Here is a 22,342-nt window from a genome sequence, read left to right as displayed (position 1 = left end):
TTCCGCGCCAGCCAACAAACAGAACATGTGGAAATACCGCCGATACCTTCCGGTCCGCGATACCCGGCACATCCTCACCCTGGGTGAAGGCTCCACGCCCCTGGTCAAGCTGAACGGCGGACCCTTCCTGAAGATGGAGCAGCTCAACCCCTCCGGCTCCTACAAGGACCGGTTCGCCAGTTCTGCCGTCTCCTGGATGAGACAGCAGGGGCTGAGGTCCTGTCTGGCCACCTCCTCGGGCAACACCGGTTCCGCCCTGGCGGCCTACTGCGCCCGAGCCGGCATCCCCTGCCACATTTTTCTGGTGGAGACCACTCCGGCCGGGAAGGCGGTTCAGATGCTGGCGTACGGGGCGGTCCTGAAGCGGGTCCGGGGTTTCGGATTGGATCCGGCGGCCAGCCGCGACGTGATGGAACGGTTGCAGCGGGAGGCGCCGGCCAGAAGCGCCGCACTCCAGATCTCCGCCTTCACCTTCAGCCCCGAGGGGATGGACGGGGTCAAGACCATCGGCTACGAGATCGCCGACGACTTGGACGAGGTTGATGACGTCTTCGTACCCATCGGGGGCGGGGGCCTGTTGACGGCCATTGCCCGAGGGTTCGACGACTATTTCCGCGACGGGCGGATCTCCCGGGCGCCCCGGATTCACGCCGTCCAGCCCCGAGGCTGCGCCACCGTCACCGGACCGCTGGACCGGGGGGAAACCCAAGCGGTGGAGGTGGAGTGCACGTCGGTCATCTCGGGTCTTCAGGTCCCCAATGTCATCGACGCTCAACTGGCCCTGGACGTCGTCCTGGAGACGGGCGGCAGCGGGCAGTCCGTGAGCGACCAGGAAGTCTTCCGCGCCCAGGAGACGCTGTTCAGCCGGGGCGTCTACTGCGAGCCTGCCGGAGCCACCGCTTACGCCGGTTATCTGAAGGCCCGTTCAGAAGGATCGGTGTCCGCTTCGAGCCGGACCGTCTGCATCGTGACGGGGCACGGTTTCAAGGACCTGGGCTCGGTGGAGCGGGCCGTCAGCTCCCGGTCCATCCCCATGGTGGAACTGGACCGGCTCCTGGATTGAGGTCCGCCCATGGCCCTGAGGATCGAACGAAACGTCACGGTCACGATGCGGGACGGTGTCCGTCTGGGAACCGACGTCTACCGCCCCGCCGATGTCCCGGGACCCCTGCCGGCCCTCCTGGAACGGACCCCCTACGGCAAGCAGGACCTGGAGCGGATGCGGCGGGCCGAGCGATACGCCGAGCATGGCTATGCCGTCGTGGTCCAGGACTGCCGGGGCTGCCATTCCTCCGAGGGAGACCTGGTCTTTCTGGTCAACGAACCTTTCGACGGCTACGACGCCGTGGAGTGGACCGCCCGTCAGGAGTGGTGCGACGGAAAAGTGGGAACGTACGGCACCTCCTACGTGGCCTGGACCCAGAGCACCCTGGCCACGCAGAACCCCCCTCATCTGGCCTGCATGATCCCCACCATGGGTGGCTGGAACGCCTACACCAGCTCGGTTCGCCAGGGCGGCGCCTACGAGCTCCGCTTTCTGGCCTGGGCCTTCTGGCACTCCGTCAATCACGGGAACGCCGCAACCAGGGCTCAACCCTGGGTGCAGGAGGGGTTGGCGTCGGGTCCCGATTTTCGGCATTGGCTCCGGCGGCTGCCGCTGCGAAGGGGACAGAGCCAGCTTGCTTTGCTCCCGGGATACGAGCGCTGGGCGCTGGAACTGGTCCGGCGCGGGGACTACGACGAGTTCTGGAAACAACCCGGATTCGCCATCGAGGAGTTTCTGGAGCAGCACTCGGACGTCCCCATCCTCCTGATCGGAGGGTGGTACGACTCCTACACCCGCGCCACGCTGGAGGCCTTCCAGACCCTGAGGCGAGCCAAGAAGGGACCGGTGAAGGTGGTCATGGGTCCCTGGGTGCACGGCACCTACACCACCGAAGAGCAGATCTCCGGTGACGTTGATCTGGGGCCCGAGGCTCCTCTGGAGAGTCTGGACCGCCTCCATCTGGACTGGTTCGACCAGTGGCTCAAGGGCCGGGAGACGGCTGCGGCCCGCATGCCGGCCGTCCGTTGGTTCCTCATGGGGGGCGGCAGCGGGCGCAGGACACGCCTGGGGAATCTGGATCACGGCGGGCACTGGCGCGAGGGAGACGGCTGGCCGCTGCCGCTGGCGGCGCCCACGCCCTACTATCTCCACCCGGACCGGACCCTGTCGCCCGAGCCTTCGGAACGGAAGGAGTCCTCCACCAGCTATTCCTACGATCCGCGGCGTCCGGTCCCCACCATTGGCGGGAATTTCTCCTCTCTGAGCTACGTCCATCCCTGGCCCGACGGGGTCCGGCCGGAATCGGTCCCCACGCCGACCATGGTGGAGACCGTGACCCCGGCCGGGGGATTCGACCAGACCGAGGGCCCGGACTTCTTCGGATGCACGCCGCCCTATCTGCCCCTGGGCTCCCGTCCCGACGTACTGGTGTTCGAGACCTCTCCGCTGGAGGAGGATCTGGAGATCGCGGGTCCAATAGAAGTCGAACTCTGGGTCTCCTCCTCCGCGCGGGACACGGACTTCACCGCCAAGCTCATCGACGTCTACCCGCCCGGCCCGGACTACCCGCTGGGCTATGCGTTGAACCTGAGTGACAGCATCGTCAGGATCCGATACCGGGAGGGCGGCGGCACGGCCCGGCACCTGGAGCCGGGAGAGGTGGCGTCCATAACAATCGTCCTCTATCCCACGGCCAACGTGTTCCGGAAGGGACACCGGATTCGCCTGGACGTCTCTTCCAGCAACTTCCCACGGTTCGACGTCAATCCCAACACGGGGGAGCCGCTGGGCCGGGAACGGAGTTGGACCATCGCCCGCAACACGGTATTCCATGACCGGAGCCGGCCGTCACACGTCACGCTTCCCCTCCTCGTCCGGTGACGGCGTCCCGGCTAACCGCATAAATGGGTTTTGAAGACATCTCCCTTTCCGTTGATAATGAGCGTCAAATGAACCGTTTCATCTGAGGAGGTCGGGTTTGAGAATTCTTGGAGTCGTTTCCCTGGCTTGGATCACCATCCACCCGGCCGTCGCCGCAGACTGGCCCTATTGGCGCGGGCCGAACCAGAATGGTGCGGCCCCGGAGACGGCCGCCGTCACCTCCTGGGATCAGGGTGGAGAGGGTCTTCTCTGGAAGTTCGACGAAGGCGGCCGGACCACGCCCATCATATTGGGGGACCGGCTCTTCGCCATCCTGCCGGTGGGAGAAGGACCTGAGCGGGCGGAGCGGATCGTGGCGCTCGACGCCCTTACCGGCCGCAAACTCTGGGAGAAACGGTTCAACGTCTTCCATACCGACATCGTGGAGAACCGGGTGGGGTGGACCGCCCTGGTGGGTGACCCCGAATCGGGCCGGATCTATGCGCACGCCACCGGGGGAGAGTTCTTCTGCCTCACCCGCGACGGCCATGAGGTCTGGAAGGTCTCCATGACGGAGGAGCTGGGCCGGATCAGCGGTTACGGGGGGCGCCTGCACACTCCGATCCTGGACGAAGACCGGGTCGTGGTGAGCTACCTCAACTCGAGTTGGGGAAATTTGGCTCGGCCGCTCCATCGATATGTGGCCTTCCACAGAAAAAGCGGGGACATCCAGTGGTGGGCGGCGCCGGGGGGACAGCCGTTGGACACCACCTACTCCACCCCGGTGACGGCCGTGATGGGAGGCCGGCGGATGCTGGTGGCGGCGACGGCCGACGGAAACGCCTATGGCATGCTGGCCCGCAACGGAGAAAAGCGGTGGACGTTCCGTCTCAGCAAACGGGGCCTCAACGCATCCGTCGTGGTGGACGGAGACCGGGCCTACCTGTCTCACAGCGAAGAGAACCTGCACACCTCCAGGATGGGGAGCATCGTCTGTATCGATGGAACCGGGACGGGGGACATCACCGATAGCGGCGTCGTCTGGCGGCATGACGGTCACACCTTCGGGTATGCCTCGCCTGCCATCGCCAACGGCCGGCTCTACGCCGTGGACAACAGCGCGAACCTCTTCTGCATGGACGCCGCCAGCGGCGAGATCCATTGGGAATACAACATGGGCCGGGTCGGCAAGGGTTCACCGGTGGTGACCAGCGACGGCGTGATCTACGTGGGAGAACAGAACGGCATCTTCCACATCCTCCGCGACGAGGGGAACCGATGCGTCTCCCTGGACAAGGAGGTATTCGAGAGGCCCGACGGCACCGTGGACGAGATCTTCGGCTCTCCGGCCGTGGTCGGCGGACGCGTCTACTTCATGACCCGATACGGCATCTACTGTCTGGGGACATCGGGCCGGCAAGTAGCAACTCTGGAGACGCCTCCGGCTCCGCCCGAGACGGCGCGCCCCGAACCGGGATCCAAGAACAGTCTTCGGGTCGTGCCGGCGGAAGCGACTCTGAGGCCCGGCGAGCAGATCCGCCTGAACGCACTCCAATTCGACTCGGTCGGCTCGGCTCCGTCGCCGGCCAGCGTCAAGTGGTCGGTGAAGGGCGTGTCCGGAGCCATCGTGCCGGACGGAACATTCACTGCCTCGAACCGGCAGGCATTCTCAGGGGGGCTGGTGACCGCCACGGGTTCGAGTGGACTGAGCGCCGCCGCACGGATCCGGATCGCGCCCGACCTGCCGATCAACGAGGACTTCGAGTCGCTGGCGGCCGGCTCCGTGCCGCCCGGCTGGGTGGGCGTGGCCTCCAAGACTCAAGTGGTCGAGGCGGAAGGCAAGGCGCTCAAGAAGCTGGCCTCCAAGGCCCGGCCTTCCCCGCCCTTCATGAGGCTTCGAGCCTATGCCACTCCCCCCATCCCGGGAGGATATACGGTGGAGGCGGACCTCCTCGGCAAGTTGGCCCGCAAGCGTTTCAAGCCGGACATGGGCCTCATCAACAGCCGCTACCGCTTCATCATGATGGGAATGAGGAAGAGGCTTCGGATCGAGACCTGGTCGCCGCTGCCTCGCCTGAGGCACGACGTGGCCTTCCCCTGGGATCCGGACGTCTGGTATCGAGCCAAGTTCTCGGTGTTGCTGGAGGATGGACAGGCCCAGGTGCGAGCCAAGGTCTGGCCCCGGCAAGAACCGGAGCCCGAGGCGTGGAGCATCGAGGTTCTGGACCCGCATCCGAATCGGGAGGGGAGCGCCGGGCTTTACGGCTACTCCGTCGGCACCACATCCAAGAGTGACGGTCCCGAGATTCTCTTCGATAACTTCAAGGTGGTGAAGAATGATGACTAGGAATCGAGCCGGGATTGTGCGTGTTTCGTTCATTCTGTTGGGAGCAACACTGCTTGCCGCAACGGGTCTTCATCCGGTCTCCGCGGGGGACTGGAAAATGTGGGGCGGGACTCCTGACCGGAACATGGTCTCGGATGAGAAGGGGATGCCTCACGAGTGGGACGTCTCCAGCGGCAAGAACATCCGGTGGAAAACGCCGCTGGGGTCCCAGACCTACGGCAATCCCGTGATCTCCGACGGACGGATCTTCATCGGCACCAACAACGAGGCGCATCACCGGCCCGCAATCACGGGCGACAAGGGAGTGATCGTCTGTATGGAGGAAGCCACCGGGAAGATCATGTGGCAGGCCACCCACGACAAGCTCCCCACGGGCCGGGTCAACGACTGGCCGGAACAGGGGATCTGTTCTTCTCCGTTCGTGGACGGGGACCGGATCTACTACGTCAGCAACCGGGCCGAATTGGTCTGCGCCGACGTGGAAGGGTTCCTGGACGGGGAGAACGACGGTCCGTTCCAGGACGAGAAGTACCGGGAGAAGGAAGACGCGGACATCGTCTGGGTCTACGACATGATCGAGGAACTGGGTGTGTTCCCGCACAACCTGGCCACCTCCTCCCCGGTGGGAGCCGGCGACCTGATTTTCCTGCTCACCTCCAATGGCGTGGACGAGGGACACCTGGACCTCCCCATGCCCGACGCGCCCGCGTTCATCGCCGTGCACAAGAAGACCGGCGAATTGGTCTGGGAGCGGAGCGACCCGGGTGAAAACACCCTGCACGGACAATGGTCGTCACCCACGTACGGGATGGTCAAGGGCAAGCCCCAAGCCATTTTTGCCGGGGGCGACGGCTGGTGCTACGCCTATGAGCCGCAGAGCGGAGAACTGATCTGGAAGTTTGATCTCAATCCCAAGGCCTCCGAGTGGAAACTGGGAGGGCGCGGCACTCGCAACAACATCATCTCCACGCCGGTCCTCTACGAGGACAAGGTCCTGCTCAGCGTGGGGCAGGACCCCGAGCACGGCGAGGGTCCCGGTCACCTCTTTTCCATCGACGCGACACAGACCGGCGACATCACTGAGAAGGGGCGGATCTGGCACGTGGGCGGGGAAGACTTTCGCCGCAGCATGTCCACTGTCGCCATTGGGGACGGCCTTCTCTATGCGGCCGATCTGACCGGATTCCTCTACTGCCTGGATCTCGCCACCGGAAAACGGCACTGGCGCTACGACATGCTGGCTGCGGTCTGGGGGTCGCCCTATCTGGTGGACGGCAAGGTCTACCTGGGAGATGAAGACGGCGACGTGGTGGTGCTGGAGCACGGCACGACGATGAAGGAGCTGGCCGTCAACGAGATGGGAGATTCGGTCTACACGACGGCGGTCGCCGCCAACGGGGTGCTCTACATCACGAATCGGAACACCCTGTTCGCGGTCGCCGAAACGGCGAAATGATTCCAAGTCCGAGATTCTGGACTTGGTGCTCCCGGCGAAATCTTTGTTACGGGAACTATGTCCCTGATCACTTTGCCTGTCCTTGCCAGCCCACTCGTCGCTCCGCGTCAACGGTTTCCGCTCACTACTATGTTCTCATCCGTGCCTCTTTTGGTATTTTCGGAAGGTAGGAGAGATAAAGTGAGGACGTGAAAATGGAGATTTCTCATTGGATTCTCCTTGGTCTGATTCTCGTCGGAAACGCTGTCTGGACGGTTGTCCTCAGAACCTTTCCGTCCTTGCTTGGGCAGGGAATACTGAAAAATCTCCAACACACCTACGATAGGAAGCTCGAAATTTTTAGAGGAAAAATCAGTTTAGAGAATGATCAGCAATTGACACTCATGAAAGACCATTTGGAGACAGTGAACTCCGACATTAAATCGTCCATTGAATTACTTTCAACAACTCATGCCGAATGGAAGAAGAGGAAAATCGAGTCAATTGAGTCGATGTGGACGTCTATGCTGGATGTCGAGAGTGAGTTTGCAGACCTAATGTTCTGCGAATGGTGCATCCTGCCGCAGGAACTTGATGAAATTGTCAAGCAACGTAACAGTGATGACAAGACATTTAATAAGCTAATACGGTACGGGACTGATTACGATGCTGAAAGTATGCACCGCAGAGCCAAAGAAAGTGGGAAGGAAATACTCTTTGTCAGCGTAAAACTATGGAACTATTATAACACATTTCGACGGGTACATTTTAGGTTTGGCTATTTAATCCATAGATCCCTGAACGAGAAAATGTATCACGACTGGGAAAATGACACGTTCATGTTTGCGAACATCCTCAATGACGTAGTTGACGTAGATACAATAAAAGACGCAAAGGCACAGAGATTCGGAGGCTTGACGTCAATTGCGAACCACCTAAAGGCCGAGTTCATTCTCGAAGCAAAGAGAGCTGTGCTTGGCTCAGATGAAATCGTGCAGTCAGTTGCCGAAGTTGCCTCAAGCCTACAGTATGATGTCAGGAGCCGTTCGATTGGTATGTGACCGCGTCAGAGGAGGGATGTAGAAGAAACCGTCAGTAGCTATAGTGGCGAACTGATTTGGAAGTTCGATCTCAATCCCAAGGCCTCCGAGTGGAAACTGGGAGGGCGCGGCACTCGCAACAACATCATCTCCACGCCGGTCCTCTACGAGGACAAGGTCCTGCTCAGCGTGGGGCAGGACCCCGAGCACGGCGAGGGTCCCGGTCACCTCTTTTCCATCGACGCGACACAGACCGGCGACATCACTGAGAAGGGGCGGATCTGGCACGTGGGTGGGGAGGACTTTCGCCGCAGCATGTCCACGGTCGCCATCGGAGACGGCCTCCTCTATGCGGCTGATCTGACGGGGTTTCTCTACTGCCTGGATCTAGCCACCGGAAAACGGCACTGGCGCTACGACATGCTGGCCGCAGTCTGGGGGTCTCCCTACCTGGTGGACGGCAAGGTCTACCTGGGAGACGAGGACGGCGACGTGGTGGTGCTGGAGCACGGCACCACGATGAAGGAGCTGGCCGTCAACGAGATGGGAGATTCGGTCTACACGACGGCGGTCGCCGCCAACGGAGTACTCTACATCACCAACCGGAATACCTTGTTTGCAATTCAAGAATAAAGGAGTGGGGAAAAAGTAAAAAAAGAGCAAGCGGACAAGACGGCTACCGGGAAGATCATTTGTGGTCGACCATCAGGATCGCATTTCGTGTCGCCGGAGCGTTCAGGAGTATACGAGCAGGTGAAACCGTGGGAACGGAAGTGGCATCATGATCACAGAGGGTGACTGGGAAAAGGTGCGTTCCGCGCTCTTGAACCCGACGTGGGACTTCAGGACAGTCGACGGCATTGCCAAGGAAGCTGGACTGGATCGAAGGCGCGTGACACGCCTGATTGACCAACATCGAGCCGAAGTACGCCAAGCCATTTCCAAGGACGGGAAAATCGTATACACACACGGGTCCCGGCCAGTTCGACTGCGGGAGTTCCTCTCCAAATTGCAGAGGATCGTCGCGAAATCATTCTAGCCGCTGCCATGGACGCCTCCTGCCCAATGATCGTGTGGGGCTTTTTGGGCGGCTGTATGTAAGAGCTGCTCCAATGGTTCCGCATCCGCAGGGAACTCCACAGGGGTGTCCCTGCCTGGTCGAAGAGTTGGCTCTATTGGATCGTCACCATCATTATGGCCGCAGCCGGCGGGCTCTTGGTTTTGCTGTACGGAATTGAATCCAATCCGATCCTGGCATTCAACATCGGTGCTTCCGCGCCGTTCATACTGACCTCGCTGACAGATCAGGCTCCCAAGGTCGAACCGGGAAGATCGGAGTCTGACTGAAGCCCGCTGATCTCCGGGTATAACGGGAAATCGGAGTTCGGGGATGGAAATCTCCCCTCTCCGGAAGAGAAGAGGGAGGACAGGAATGTCCTCCCTGCCAATGGGCGACAGGAAAGTCGCCCCTCCACACGAAAAAGGGCCGGCACTGGGTGCCGGCCCTTTTGTTATCCACCTTTGGTGTTGTGAATCAGAAGTGGACCGAGAGATGCAGCTGGATGAACCGGGGACGTGACGTGGAGCCGAACCGGCCGAATCCCGCCGCGTTTCCGGTGTCGGTGTTCAGGCCGCCCCAGATGTGGCGGTTGAACACGTTGAAGAAATCAACCCCCAGGCGAACCCTCACGTCCTCATTGACGTGAGTGTCCTTCTGGAGAGTCGCGTTCTCATTGAAATAACTGCACTGCCGATCCCTGGGCAACGATCGGACGTTCCCCAAAGTCCAAGGAGCAGCATTCATGAACGCGTTGACGTTCAGGAATTTCCCGCCAGGACTGTATTCCCCGCAGATGGTGTTGGTCTTGACCTGCGCATTCAGAACCAGAACCGGCCAGATGGCTCCGAAGCCTCCCGGATACCTGACCCGGCTTCTGACATTGATCGGGGTCCCGGAAAAGTAGTTGTGCTGAAAGCCGAGGGTCCAACCGCTGAGAAAATATCTGGTGAAAAGATTCCCTCCATTGAAAAAGGCCTTTCCCGGCCCGAACGGCAGTTCATACAGCCAACTCAGAGAGAGGTTCTGGGGCCGATCTTCCTCGTACACAAATCGGAAACCCCGCTGCGAGGTGTGCTGGGCCCTTGTGAACCCATGCCCCTGCTGGGAGAAGTTGACATCTCCGATGGCCTTGGAAATCGTATGGTTGAGCATGAAGCTCAGCCCGTGTCCATACCGCTTTTGCACCGACAGGACCAAGGCATGGTAGGTCAGATTGTTCACAGGCGCGGCCCGCTGCTGGATGTCCAGCATGTGCGGGAATGGCCTGAGCGCCTGGGCGACCGGTCCCGAGAATCCTGGATAAGGAGCGCTGATCCCGGCGGCCTCCGCCTGCGGTGAACCGATCTGGGCCTGCAGAAGGCTCCCCAAACTCAAGTTTCCGACACTGAGCTGGTTTAGCCGCACCGAGTCGTTGCTGGGCAGATTGCGGTTGAACTTGCCGTGGTAGTTGGCCCGAATGGCCAGTCCCCCGCCCAGATCCCGCTCCAACCCGGCATTGAGGGTCAAAGTGCGCCCCGCCTTGATGTCGTCCCGGTTGAGAGCCTGTGCCGCTTGGCCGTTGGCGAAATCCGGTTCCAGGACGGGCAGGGCCGGGATGGGATCCGGGTATCCGCCGTCCCAGTTGAACGCCGGGGTAAGACCGCCGTCGAGGCTCCTGACCGACGGATCCAAAGCCCAACCCATGAAAGGCGTGTTGAACCCGCTTGTCATGGCGCCGAAGAGTGGAAAGTACATGTAGGCGGCGCTGGCCCGGACGACCGTGTTGTCATCCGGAGAATAGGCGAATCCCAAACGGGGTCCCCATTGGCTCCAGAGCGTGTCCGCAATCCGCTTGTACCCGTTTCTTCCCGGGCCGTCTCCCCAGAACGAGAGGGCTCCGGGAAGTCCCCCCGCTCCCGGGTTGGGAATGGTGGGATCGAAGGCTCCGATGCGGTCGTAGGTCTCGCCCAAAGGAACGAAAACATCGTTCCGGAGACCGTAGTTGACGGTCAACTTGGGGGTGGCGCGCCACGAGTCCTGAAAGTAGATGCCCCAGGCCCCCCCATTGTGACGAAAGTCGCGTTGACTCCATACGAATGCCGAGTCCACTTCGCCCAGCAACTTGCTGGCGAAACCGAACCCGGTGTTGGCGTTGCCTGGCAATCCTGTCTCCAGGGCGGAGAAACTGAACGACCCCTGATCGAAGAGGGCCAGGTTCTGCTTGGAGACGGAAAGAAGATAGGCGGCGCCGACTTTGAAGTTGTGGGAACCCTTGACCCAGGTCACGTCCATGTTGGCCGGGACGGTCTGGCTGGGGTCGATGAGTTTCTGGAAGATGGGCCCGTAGGCACTCTGGCCCTGAACGCCGACTTGCGGCGCAATGGGTCCCGGCACTCCCTTGATGCCAACTTCCGCCCCCGTATTGTCGTTGGCCAGACCCTGGGTACCGATGACCCGCGGCGTCCGGGTGACGCCGGTGCGAAGGTTGAACAGGACGTTGGGCCGGATCGTGTAGTGGTAATTGAAGCGATAGCGGTACTGGACCTCGTCGTTTTTGTGAAGACTGGAGATGGATTCGTCGAAGACTGGGGCGTAATTTGACCGGGATTCCCTCCAGGACTGCTCCCATCCGACCGTGAGCCGGTGGTCGCCCGCCTCGTCAAGCTGATGATCGACCTTCAGGTAGTAGGAGGTCTTGTTGACCGGGGTGGAGGTCAGGCCGCCGATCCAGTTGTTGGTCACACCCGGCCGATTGGGCAGTCCGATCCGTGATATCAGGTTCTTGGTGACCGTGCTGAAACGATCCGCAGGAATCATGTTGTTGGGGAACGGGTCTCGAATGAACCCGCCCTGACCGTCCGAGCGAGTGGTCATGGGGTCGTAGATGGCGCCCCGGTGGATCGGCCGGCCCAGAGCGTCGGTCCCGATCTCGGGACCCAGGATCTCGCTGAAGTCGCCACTGCGCATGGCCGCAGTGGGAACGGTCCGCACCCCGTCCCCCGGAGCGGTCCGCAGCTTGTAGCCGTCAAACCCGCCGAAGAAGAACATGCGGTTCTTCCAGATAGGGCCACCCAGGACGAAACCATAGTCATTTTGACGCGTGACGCTCTTGCGCGGGGCCAGCCACGGACGGGCGTCGAGGATGTCGTTTCGGAAATACCAGAAAAGGTCGCCGTGCAAGTCGTTGGTGCCCGACTTGAAGATCAGGGTGATCGCCACGCCGCTGTCCCAGCCATGCTCCGCATTCGTGTTGGTGTCGAGCCGGAACTCCTGGACCATTTCGGGAATCGGCGCCGTGTCGTCCCGGGCATTCTGGTGCGTGGAGCTGCCCGCCCGGACACCATCAATGGTGTAGCTGGGGGAAGCATTGGGCGTGCCATGAATGAAGGCCCTGCTCATGGCGTCGTTTTCATTGGTGTTATTGGGGTTGTAGGATACGCCCGGCATGGTGCGCAGGAACGAGAGCGCCTGGCGGTTGTTGTTGGAGATCGCTATGGGAAGACGGGCGATCTCCTCGTTCACCCGGGCGTATCCGGCCTTGTTCGACTGCTTCTCGATGGTGGGAAGCGTCGCCATTACTTCCACGGTCTCGGCCACGTCGCCCACCGACAACGTCACGTCGGCGGTCAAGACCTCTCCCGAGACCACGCGGATCCCGCTCTGCTCCAGAGTTCTGAAGCCGGGCATGGTGGTGGTGAGCCGGTACTCTCCGATCGCCACCGAATTGAAGGCGTAGATCCCGGCGTCGCTGGTGATGGTGTCGGTCACGATGCCGGTGGCGACGTTGGTGATGGAGACTTCCGCTCCCGGCACCACGCCGCCGCTCTCATCGCGAACCGCCCCGGTCACGGTTCCCACGTTCTCCTGCGCCAGCAGGGGAATGCAGGTGAGCGCCAGAACCAAGCTTAGACTCAATACTCTACTCATTGCTGCTCCTCAGACGTTGAAGTGAATTGACTGGTGGGATGACGCGGTAGACACAAAAAAACCTTGCGAATTTCTGAAAACATACCGCGCAGCCAAAACAACCCGAGACTTATAACTCATCCCTCAAACTAGTGCAAGAGTTTATCGAAGGAGGATGACAGCTCAGATCTGGGGTGACCGTTTGCGCGTTGACTGGGGAAGCTGAAGGTCAAGCAAGTTCACAGTGGCGCAAAAGAAAGAGGGGACCGGCATTTGCCGGTCCCCTGCGGCGGAGGGGGGCGGCGGTTTCCTAACCGCCGATTCTTGAAACATCGGGGAATGCGGCGCCCGGGCGATTGGAAATCGCCCCTCCTTTTCTTAGAAGTGAACAGAGAGGTTCAACTGGATGATCCTTGGAGGAAAGGAGACCGTACGGATGGTGCCGAAGGCCGCCTCGTTGCCGATGTCGGTATTCGGGTTACCCCAGATATGCCGGTTGAACAGATTGAAGAAATCGGCCCCCAAGCGCACGTAGATGCCCTCGGTGACGTAAGTATCTTTCTGAATGGCGGCGTTCTCGTTGAAATAACTGCAGGCTCGTGTCGACGGCAACGTCCTGGTATTCCCCAAGGTAAAGGGCGCGGGATTGGCAAAGGCGTTGATGTTGATGTACCGGTTCCGGGATGGGTCGTTGGGGTCGTAATCACCACAGTCGACACCGGTCCGAACCGAGACCCCATCGATCCGGTCGGGCCAGATGGCGTTAAAGCCGCCCGGGTAGCGGACTCGGCTGCTCACATGGAGGGGCTGTGCGGAGAAATAGGCCTGCTGCATCCCGATGTTCCAGCCCCCGATCAGCTTCTGCACGACCGGACTCGCGCCTCCGCCCCAGCGCTTTCCCGGTCCGAAAGGCAATTCCCACATCCAGCTCACGGCAACGTTCTGGGGCCGGTCCTGGTCGTACAAATAACGAAGGTGCCGTTGCGAAGTATGTTGGATGTGGCTGGCGAGCGAATGCCCCTGGTTGGCCCACCTGGCGTTGCCCAGCGCTTTGGAGATGGTGTAGTTGAACATGAAGCTCAACCCTTGCCCGTAGCGCTTCTGCAAGGAAAACACCGCGCCATGGTAGGTCAGGTCGGTCACGGGGGCAGCGCGTTCGTTGATGTTCAGCATGTGAGGAAACGGTCTGAGGGCCTGGTTCACAGGTCCCTTGAATCCCTCATAGGGAGCAGTGATCCCTGCCGCCGCGGCTGCCGGGGAATTGATGTCGGCAAAGAGCAGGTTGCCCAGCGCCAGATGCCTGGGGTCGAGCTGGTTCAATCGAACGGCATCGTTGCTGGGGAGACTGTGGCTGAACTTGCCGTGGTAGTTGGCTCGAAAAGCAGTACCCCAGCCCAGGTCTCTTTCCACGCCGAAGTTGACGGTCATCGTCCTGCCCGCCTTCATGTTGTCCCGGTTCAGGGCGACCACCGACTGCCCGTTGGCAAAGGAAGGGTCGATGTCGGGCAGGTTGGGAAGGATGTCCGGAAATCCGTTATCCCAGTTGAAGGCGGGGGTCACACCGGCGTCCAGGCTCGCAGCGGTCACATTGAGAATCCAGCCGATCGCGGGAGTATTGAATCCGCTGGTCATGGCGCCGAAGTGTGGAAAGTACATGTAGGCAGCACTGGCCTTCAGGACGGTCTTGTCGTCAGGCGAGTAAGCGAACCCCAAACGAGGTCCCCAGTTGCTCCAGAGGGTCGGCGCCACTCGTTTGAACCCGTTTCGGCCGGGGCCCTCACCCCAAAACCACAGGGCCCCCGGAAGACCGCCGGCCCCGGGGTTGGGGATGGTTGGGTTGAAGGCCCCGATGCGGTCGTAGCTCTCTCCCGCGGTGATGAAGACATCGTTGCGGAGGCCGTAATTCACCGTCAATTTGGGGGTGGCGCGCCAGGAGTCCTGAAAGTAGACACCCCAGGCTCCGCCATCGCGTTTGAAGGCGGTCGGGCTATTGACAGTGGCACTGTCCACCTCGCCCAGGAACTGGCTGGCAAAGCCCCATCCGGTTCCGGGGAAGCCGGGCAGACCGGTCGTGCGATCCACAAAGTTGAAATTTCCCTGACCGAAAATCGACGAATCCCCTTTGGAGACCGACAGCAGATAGGAGGCGCCAAATTTGAAATTGTGCGAGCCCCTGACCCAGGTCATGTCGGCGTGGGCGGGAACGGTCTGGCTGGGGTCATTGAGTTTCCGGAAAATCGGGCCATATCCGGTCGTTCCCTGCGTGTTCACCCTGGGGGCATTGGGGTTGCTGACCCCGGTAATTCCGATCTCTTCGCCAAAACGGTCGTTGTCCAGACCCTGAGTCCCGATAATTCGCGGTGTCCGGGTCACACCGGTGCGAAGGTTGAAGATCACGTTGGGCCGGATGGTCCAGTAATAGTTGAAGCGATAGCGGTATTGAGCCGACTCGTTGATGTGAAGGCTGGAGACCGCCTCGTCAAAGACCTGCGGATAAGTGGACCGGTTCAGCCTGACATTCTGCTCCGTGCCAAACGTAAACTTGTGGGATCCCGCTTCATCGATCTGATGATCGATCTTGAGGTAATAGGACTCCTTGTCGTCCGGGCGCAGAGTCTGGGTTCCGACCCAGTTGTTGCTGACGCCCGCGCGGTTGGGCGCACCAATGTGCGAAACCAGAGTCTGCGTGATGGGGCTTGAGCGGCCGGAAGGAATCATGTTTCCCGGAAAGGGATCGCGGATGAACCCGCCTTGCCCATCCGGCCGAGTGGTGGCCGGATCGAAAATCTGGCCCCGAAAAACCGGCCGGCCCAGGGCATCGGTCCCGATTTGATCGCCCAATATCTCACTGAAGTCGCCGTTGCGCATGGCCGTGGTGGGGACGGTGGCAGTCGTCCCGGAGGGGGCTGTCCGCAATTTGTAGATATCGATCCCCCCAAAGAAAAAAGTGCGGTTTTTCCAGATGGGACCACCCAGCACGAAGCCGAAGTCATTCTGCCGGGTGACGGCTCTCCTCGCCGCGAACCAGGGTCGAGCGTCGAACACGTCGTTCCGGTTGTACCAGAAGCCGGTCCCGTGAAAGTCGTTGGTGCCTGATTTGAAGACCAGGTTGATGGCCACGCCGCTGTCCCAGCCATGCTCGGCCTGGGTGTTGGTGTCGAGCCGGAATTCCTGAACCATCTCCGGAACCGGCGCCGTGTCATCGCGTGCGTTCTCGTGAGTCGAACCGCTCGCCCTCACGCCGTCAATGTTGTAGCTGGGCGAAGCGGTCGGAGTTCCCTGGACGAAGGACCGGGACATGGCCACGTTCTCGTTGTCGAAATACCTGAAGGGGTCGTAGGACACGCCCGGCATGGTCCGCAGGAAGGACAGGGCCTGGCGGTTGTTGAACGAGACGACCAGAGGCAGACGGGCGATTTCCTCGTTCACCCTGGCATACCCTGCCTTATTGCTTTGCTTCTCAATGGTGGGGAGCGTCGCCGCCACCTCCACGGTTTCAGCCACTTGGCCCACCGTCAACTCAACGTCGAGAGTGACAATCTCACCTGAAACGACTCGGATCCCGGTCTGCTCAAGCGTCCGGAAGCCGGTCAACGATGCCCGCAGCGCATATTCGCCGATGGCCACGGTGTTGAACCCGTAAAGTCCCACGTCGTTCGTGACGACGTCCCGTTGCACGCCCGTGGCCACGTTGGCGAGGGTCACTTCGACGCCGGGGAGAACGCCTCCACCCTCGTCTCGCACCGTCCCGGTAACGGTTCCCACATGCTCCTGGGCCAATAGCGGGAGGGAAACCATCAAAACCAACAATGGAAGAGCACCCTTGATGGAAAAGGGGGAAGTCTGCATTGTCGTCTCCTTCTCGGCGAGCGGACTGGCGGGCTGTGGAAGTCAACTTCCACTTGTTGCACTGGAATATACACGAGGTTGTCAGAATCAGTCAAAAGATTTTCTGGACTTGTTGTCTTTATTTCGTTATGCTGCGTGGTTTTTTTCGAAACGTGATCTGTCCGGTCGGCAAGAACTGGATCCCCTCCGCGTGTCGCCTGACGACCGTTTGCTGCGTTGCGCATGTGCTACGTTAGGTCGTGGGATGCGGACACGACAGGCCCTCGCTCCGGCTCTCCCGGCGACGCTTCTATTTCTGATTTCCGCCTTGACGCCATCCCTCTTTTTGTTGGCCCGGCCCCTGCCGATTCTGCGGGACGTTACCCGTGAGGCCGGTCTGGACCTGGTCACCACCTGCGGAACGCCTCAAAAAAAATTCATCATCGAAGGGAACGGCAGCGGTTGCGCCTGGATCGACTACGACAACGACGGATGGACCGATCTCTACGTCGTCAACGGCATCTCCAGCGCCGCGCTCATGGCGGGCCGGGAGGACGCCGCCTCCGCTCCCAATTTCCTGTTCCGCAACCGGGGTAACGGCACTTTCTCCCAGGTGACTGCCAAAGCCGGAGTGCCCGGGACCGGCTTGGGCAACGGCGTGGCGGCGGCCGACTACGACAACGACGGTTGGATCGACCTTTTTGTGACCAACTACGGCCGCGATCTCCTGTACCGGAACAACGGCAATGGGACCTTCACCGAGGTGGGAGCCTCCGCGGGAGTCTCCGGTCGAGGGGAATGGAGCACAGGCGCGGCGTTCGGAGATTACGACGGAGACGGGTGGCTGGACCTGTACGTGGCGCGTTATCTGGAATTCGACGTCGACAACCCTCCCCTGAGAGGGGAGTTCTGCGGATACCGGGGCATCCCGGTCATGTGCGGTCCCAAGGGGCTGAGGGGAGCGCCCGACATCCTCTTTCGCAACAACGGCGACGGCACCTTCACCGACATGACTCAGGCGTCGGGGGTGACGGACGAAAAGCTCCTGTACGGTTTTTCGCCTGTCTTCGAGGACTTCGACAATGACGGTCATCCCGACCTCTTCGTCACCAACGACGCCGGTCCCAACTACTACTTCCAGAACCGCGGAGACGGGACGTTTCGCGAATCGGCGCTACTGGCGGGAGTCGGGTACAACGCCCAGGGGACGGCCCAGGCGGACATGGGCGTGGCCGTGGGGGACGTGGGCGGGGATGGGCGGGTCGATCTGTTCACCACGACCTTCTCCGAAGAGTACTACCCCTTCTTCCGCAACCTGGGTCCCGGCGGATTCGAGGAAGTCTCCCAGCCGGTGGGACTGGCAACAAAGACTCTGCCGTACCTGGGATGGGCCACCTTTTTCCTGGACATCGACAACGACGGGAAACTGGACTTGTTCGTCGCCAATGGGCATATTTTCCCGCAGGTGGAGCCTTCCTTGGAAACCTACCGGCAACCCGATCTTCTGTTTCGGGGGAACGGCGAGTTCGGATTTCAGGACGTCACGGATCAGGTGGGACTGGATCAGGCACCGGTCCGTTCCAGCCGGGGAGGCGCCTTCTGCGACTACGACAACGACGGGGATCTGGACCTGCTGGTGCTGGCCATCGACGACGCTCCCACGCTCCTGCGCAACGACGGAGGAAACCGGAGAAACTGGCTCCAGTTCCGGCTCGCCGGCAGCCGCGGGAACCGGTCCGCCATCGGCGCGCGGGTGAAGGTCGCTGCCGGTTCCACGACCCGGACTGGCCGTGTCAGAAGCGGCGGGAGCTTCCTGTCCCAGAACGACCTCCGCCTGCATTTCGGCCTGGGTGATGCGGCCGCCGCCGACAGGGTTGAGATCGTCTGGCCTGGAGGAGGAACCCAGGTCATGAAAAACGTTCCGGCAAATCAGATCGTCCGTATCGAGGAGGCCGAATGAAAGCACTATCTCCCAGTCGAATTGGATGGAGCGCCGTGTTTGTGCTCCTCGTATCGATGGCGCTGGTTTCCCTGGCGCCGGCCGGCGAAGCTTCCGAGGCTGGGGAGGATGTTCGGTTCCTGGACCTCACCCTGCTGGTCTCTCAGGAACACCCGGTGAACTGGCCGGACATCTTTCCCTACTTCCACATCAACCACTACCTCAAGATCGGCCCCCGCGGCCCCTACAACAGCGACATCATCACCATCGACGAGAACACCGGGACCCAATTCGATTCGCCCGCTCACGGCCCGGTTCCCAGGGAGATCGGCAAGATCACTCCCGAACGGGTGCCGATCTGGCAATTCCTGGGGGAAGCCTGCGTCATCGACGTGCGCGACCTGCTGGACGACGCCCCCATCGGGCACAGTCCCCTGATCCGCAAGCAGCACGTCCAGGACTGGGAGCGCCGCAACCGGCCCCTGGGCCCGGGTGACGTGGTCCTTTTCCGGAGCGGCTACAACGACAAGTATTTCAAGCCGTTGCCCGAGGGACTCGGTTTCGTGGCCCAGGTCGCGGCGGGCGAGAAAACGGCCTGGCCGGGGCCCGACGCCGAGACCATGGACTACGTGGGAAGCCTGGGGGTTCTCACCGCGGGCATCGACAGTCCCAGCATGGGCCCGCTTCCGCCCCCGGGGGCCATGGAGACCCATGGCGCCGGCCTGAAATACGGGATGCTCTGGACCGAAGGGGCCCGGAATCTGGACCAGCTCCCGGTGACGGGAGCCGTCTACCTCCAGTTGCCGCCCAAACACGGCGGGGGCATCGGCGCCGAGGTCCGGGCCTTCGGGATTGTCGGGGAACCTCTGGCGCCGTGGTTGATCGAAGGGGCGCGCAAGCACAGGGTCATCGACCTTTCCGTCCAGCTCTCGGAAGACCTGCCGGTCTGGTGGCCCGGTCCCGGAGCGGGCAATTCCCGCTATCGCTACTACCAGCATGTGCTTCCGCTTCCCTATATCCCGGCGCAACATCAGCGCGCTTACGACAGCCATGTGGGCACGAATCTGGTGCCTCCCGCCTACGCCCTCCCCCCGGAAGGATTCGACCCCGCCGCCTACTCGCCTCAGGTGCGGGAGTGGCTGGGTGAATACGAGAAAAACCACGGACCGAGGGGGTTCAGCGACGTCACCGCCGAAAAGGTGCCTCTATCCCAGACCGCCGGCTGGGCCCGGGTCATCGACGTGAAGCACCTGATCGGCTCCACGAAGGAGTCCGACTGGCCGGCGTCTCCGGTCATCGGGCCGGAGGACATCCGGGAGTACGAAAAACAGTCCGGCGAGCTGAAACCAGGGGAAGTGGTCATCTTCCACAGCGGGTACAGCGACGTCTACCTGAAGCCGTTTCCCCAGGACAAAGCCTGCATCAAGGATCCCCTCGACGGGAAACGGGAAGGGTGGCCGGCGCCCGGAGCGGAGGCTGTCCAATATCTGGCGGACCGGGGAATCCGCTGCGTGGCGACGGACGGGCCGACGCTGGGAGGCGTCGATCCCAAGAAAGCCGTCATGACCTATTGGGCCCTGGGCAGCCGCGGGATGGTGGGCGTCGAGTACCTGACCCGAGTGGGGTCGATGCCGCCCAAGTCCTACTTCATCTTCGCCGCACCCAGGATCGAGGGAGCGCACGGCGGAACCGGCCGCGCCATCGCAGTCTACTAGCCAAGGGGCGCGCCCGCCACGTGTACGGTCCGGCGATCATGCCGAGAGAGCACTCATTGGCAAGAACGCCGGCGATTGCGGCGGCGCGCTGAAGAAGATTGGGGTACCCAGGTGACTCCAGGAGAGGATGGCGCCAACAACATGGCAAGACACAAGTGGAGCTCAAAGCAGCTAGTGATATTCGGATTCCTGACGGGTCTGTTTCTCGTCTCGTTGATCGTGATTAGGACAGAGGGTGCATCAGGATGGATCATGGGCCTCGTGGGTACGATTTTTGTCTTTATACTGGGCTTTGTCGCCGACCGGTTCAATCAGTAGGTACTCCAGCACGTGTCGCTCCGAGCCTTCGGTGGGGGCGAACGACGTGCTGTTCGTCCACTCCTCCGAGTCCATCGTGATCGAGTGAACCTTTGACGACCCCCGCTCGAGCTCAGAAGCTCACGTGGACCCGGGCTCCGACCACTCCCTGGGTCCCCTTGGCCGGTCTTCCACCGGACCCGAAGACCAGTTGAAAGTCGGGAGTCACGGCGAAGTTTCGAGTGATCTGCCACCGGTAGTAGGTCTCCAGCACTTTCTCGGAGGTATGGGATTCCCCGTCATCGATTCGGAACGCCTGTGAGAAGGCGAGGCCCAAGGCGGAATCCTGAAGGCCCTCACCGGCGAAACGCCACTGGATCCCCCCCGAATACGAGGACCGGACCGGACCGAAGACCAGGGAGCCCGGACCGGAATTGCCCACTCCATAGCGTCCGAACAATCCGACGCGGGTGCTGACCCACTGATCCGCGCTCACGTAGAAGCCGCTGACGCCCCCTTCTCCAGCCACGTTGCCGAGAGTCATGCCGACGCGCCAATTGCCCGGATAGTTCCCCAATACCGTCCGCAGCGCCGCTTCCGTCGACCAGAGCGGAGAGGTGAAGGCCCTTTCGGTCCTGGAAACCGCGTATCCCAGGCGCAAGACGACACCCTTGAATCTCTCGTGCTCTAACGGCCGTTCATATTCTCCGACCAAGCCTGGAGCAATGACCCCGGTCTTGTAGGCGGCCCCGTTGACGAAGGCGCTGTTGACAAACTGTCTGACTTCGTTGTTGGCGAATTCGTTGGCATCGAAGTAGTCCGAGATGTCCAGAACGCCGGCTCTCGCATTCAAGCGATTGCCTCCCCAGCGCAGGCCCTGTTCATAGAAGGCCTTTCCAAGGTAGAGATTTCCCCGCGCGATGGGTTCGTTGAACCTGCTGCGATCACTGGCGACGTCGTTGAAGCTGCTGAACGACGCCGGACCGCCGACCGGGGAACTGTCGAAGGGTCCGCCTGCAGCCCCGATCTGAACGAAGAAGTAGCCCTCGTCCCAGACTTGGCTTCGAGCGGGCAGAGCTCTCAACGTAAAGTTCACGCGAGTCCTCCCAAAGACCGAGGTCAGATCCGGCGTATTGCCAGGCACCGTCGCCATCTGCACTCCCGAAGTGACGTCGCCGGTCATGACCATGCGTTCCGTGATGGGCAGCTCCTGGAACTGCTCGATGGCTTGGCGGAATCCTTCCTGACCCTTGGTCAGACTCGCCGCCCCGAGAGGTTCTTCAGGTGCGGGCTCCGCGACCGGTTCTCCTGGCGCAACCTTGCCAACATCGGACGTCTTCGAGGCCTGACCGTCAGGATCCGCCAACTCGCTCCCGAGGAGAGCCAGAGAGGCGATGTGACGCACCGGCACGGCGGCGCGTCCCGAGTCCGCCAGGCGACGGCCCAGCTCCCGAAAGAGGCGATCCAACTGTTCTCGGCGTTCGTCTCCGGTGAGCGCCGGCGTGACCTCCTCCTCCAGGTAGGCGTGGGCGAGTTCTCGCAGCAACGCCATGCGCCAGTCTTCGCTTGTTGAAGCCAAACCGGCCGCGGTCGCGAGACCGGTCAGCAACCCAACGTTCGCCAGAACCCGGAACACTCGGATTCTCCGGGCCCAACCGAACTCATACTTGAAGTCAATCGGACGAATCCCTGGTTGCATGGTCATCTTCCTTTTCTGCGGGATGGGAAATCTCCAATCCGCGATTGGAATCGAAAACCGGACCCCGTCCCGGCTGGTCTGATCCGGCTTGCGGTCGAACCCTCCTCTACTTCGCATCAGATTCTGCCTGAGCCGTCCCTTTCGCACCCGATCCTTTCGATCTACCGCGCGTTTACGCCCTCGGCTGGATCG

General features: G+C 61.4%; 10 protein-coding genes and 1 pseudogene. 8 read left to right on the top strand and 3 right to left on the bottom strand.

The features are described 5' to 3' along the window. The first annotated feature begins 25 nt into the window (after window positions 1-25). The 6 genes and pseudogenes from OXT71_08175 to OXT71_08150 all read left to right on the top strand — a co-directional run bounded on the left by OXT71_08175 (window position 26) and on the right by OXT71_08150 (window position 8,360). A complete protein-coding gene (locus OXT71_08175) occupies window positions 26-1,063 on the top strand; it encodes a pyridoxal-phosphate dependent enzyme (protein ID MDE2926358.1) in 1,038 nt (345 codons plus the stop codon). Between the two features lie 9 nt (window positions 1,064-1,072). Further along, the gene (locus OXT71_08170; GenBank protein ID MDE2926357.1) at window positions 1,073-2,926 is read left to right on the top strand and encodes a CocE/NonD family hydrolase; all 1,854 of its coding nucleotides are present in this window, start codon (window positions 1,073-1,075) and stop codon (window positions 2,924-2,926) included. 97 nt (window positions 2,927-3,023) lie between these two features. Then, on the top strand, window positions 3,024-5,252 hold the full coding sequence (locus OXT71_08165; GenBank protein ID MDE2926356.1) for a PQQ-binding-like beta-propeller repeat protein: 2,229 nt from the start codon (window positions 3,024-3,026) through the stop codon (window positions 5,250-5,252). Beyond that, a complete protein-coding gene (locus OXT71_08160) occupies window positions 5,242-6,708 on the top strand; it encodes a PQQ-binding-like beta-propeller repeat protein (protein ID MDE2926355.1) in 1,467 nt (488 codons plus the stop codon). Before OXT71_08165 ends, OXT71_08160 begins: the two co-directional genes overlap by 11 nt. A 188-nt stretch (window positions 6,709-6,896) precedes the next feature. Beyond that, window positions 6,897-7,748: a hypothetical protein gene (locus OXT71_08155; protein MDE2926354.1), complete on the top strand. Its 852-nt coding sequence runs from the start codon at window positions 6,897-6,899 to the stop codon at window positions 7,746-7,748. Between the two features lie 48 nt (window positions 7,749-7,796). After that, window positions 7,797-8,360 (top strand): annotated as a pseudogene (locus OXT71_08150) (PQQ-binding-like beta-propeller repeat protein). Window positions 8,361-9,261: 901 nt separating this feature from the next. Here the strand turns inward: OXT71_08150 and OXT71_08145 are convergent. Both OXT71_08145 and OXT71_08140 read right to left on the bottom strand, forming a co-directional pair. Then, window positions 9,262-12,693, bottom strand: a complete 3,432-nt coding sequence (locus tag OXT71_08145) for a TonB-dependent receptor (GenBank protein ID MDE2926353.1) — start codon at window positions 12,691-12,693, stop codon at window positions 9,262-9,264. A gap of 357 nt (window positions 12,694-13,050) precedes the next feature. After that, a complete protein-coding gene (locus OXT71_08140) occupies window positions 13,051-16,521 on the bottom strand; it encodes a carboxypeptidase regulatory-like domain-containing protein (protein ID MDE2926352.1) in 3,471 nt (1,156 codons plus the stop codon). 244 nt (window positions 16,522-16,765) lie between these two features. Between OXT71_08140 and OXT71_08135 the strand changes: the two genes are divergently transcribed. Beyond that, window positions 16,766-18,460, top strand: coding sequence for a CRTAC1 family protein (locus tag OXT71_08135; GenBank protein MDE2926351.1), 1,695 nt, complete (start codon window positions 16,766-16,768; stop codon window positions 18,458-18,460). Next, a complete protein-coding gene (locus OXT71_08130) occupies window positions 18,457-20,154 on the top strand; it encodes a cyclase family protein (protein MDE2926350.1) in 1,698 nt (565 codons plus the stop codon). Before OXT71_08135 ends, OXT71_08130 begins: the two co-directional genes overlap by 4 nt. Window positions 20,155-20,584: 430 nt before the next feature. Here OXT71_08130 and OXT71_08125 read toward each other — a convergent pair whose 3' ends face one another. After that, a complete protein-coding gene (locus OXT71_08125) occupies window positions 20,585-22,150 on the bottom strand; it encodes a carbohydrate porin (GenBank protein MDE2926349.1) in 1,566 nt (521 codons plus the stop codon). Window positions 22,151-22,342: the final 192 nt, after the last annotated feature.

This window comes from Acidobacteriota bacterium (genome assembly GCA_028874215.1).
Taxonomy (GTDB): Bacteria; Acidobacteriota; UBA6911; order RPQK01; family JAJDTT01; genus JAJDTT01.
This window is presented reverse-complemented; position numbering and strand designations above follow the sequence as displayed.

Excerpts from the sequence above, each read along its gene's own strand:
- OXT71_08175 (MDE2926358.1), top strand. The coding sequence starts at position 26 with ATGTGGAAATACCGCCGATACCTTCCGGTCCGCGATACCCGGCACATC.
- OXT71_08170 (MDE2926357.1), top strand. The coding sequence starts at position 1,073 with ATGGCCCTGAGGATCGAACGAAACGTCACGGTCACGATGCGGGACGGT.
- OXT71_08160 (MDE2926355.1), top strand. The coding sequence starts at position 5,242 with ATGATGACTAGGAATCGAGCCGGGATTGTGCGTGTTTCGTTCATTCTG.
- OXT71_08145 (MDE2926353.1), bottom strand. The coding sequence starts at position 12,693 with ATGAGTAGAGTATTGAGTCTAAGCTTGGTTCTGGCGCTCACCTGCATT.
- OXT71_08140 (MDE2926352.1), bottom strand. The coding sequence starts at position 16,521 with ATGCAGACTTCCCCCTTTTCCATCAAGGGTGCTCTTCCATTGTTGGTT.
- OXT71_08135 (MDE2926351.1), top strand. The coding sequence starts at position 16,766 with ATGCGGACACGACAGGCCCTCGCTCCGGCTCTCCCGGCGACGCTTCTA.
- OXT71_08130 (MDE2926350.1), top strand. The coding sequence starts at position 18,457 with ATGAAAGCACTATCTCCCAGTCGAATTGGATGGAGCGCCGTGTTTGTG.
- OXT71_08125 (MDE2926349.1), bottom strand. The coding sequence starts at position 22,150 with ATGCAACCAGGGATTCGTCCGATTGACTTCAAGTATGAGTTCGGTTGG.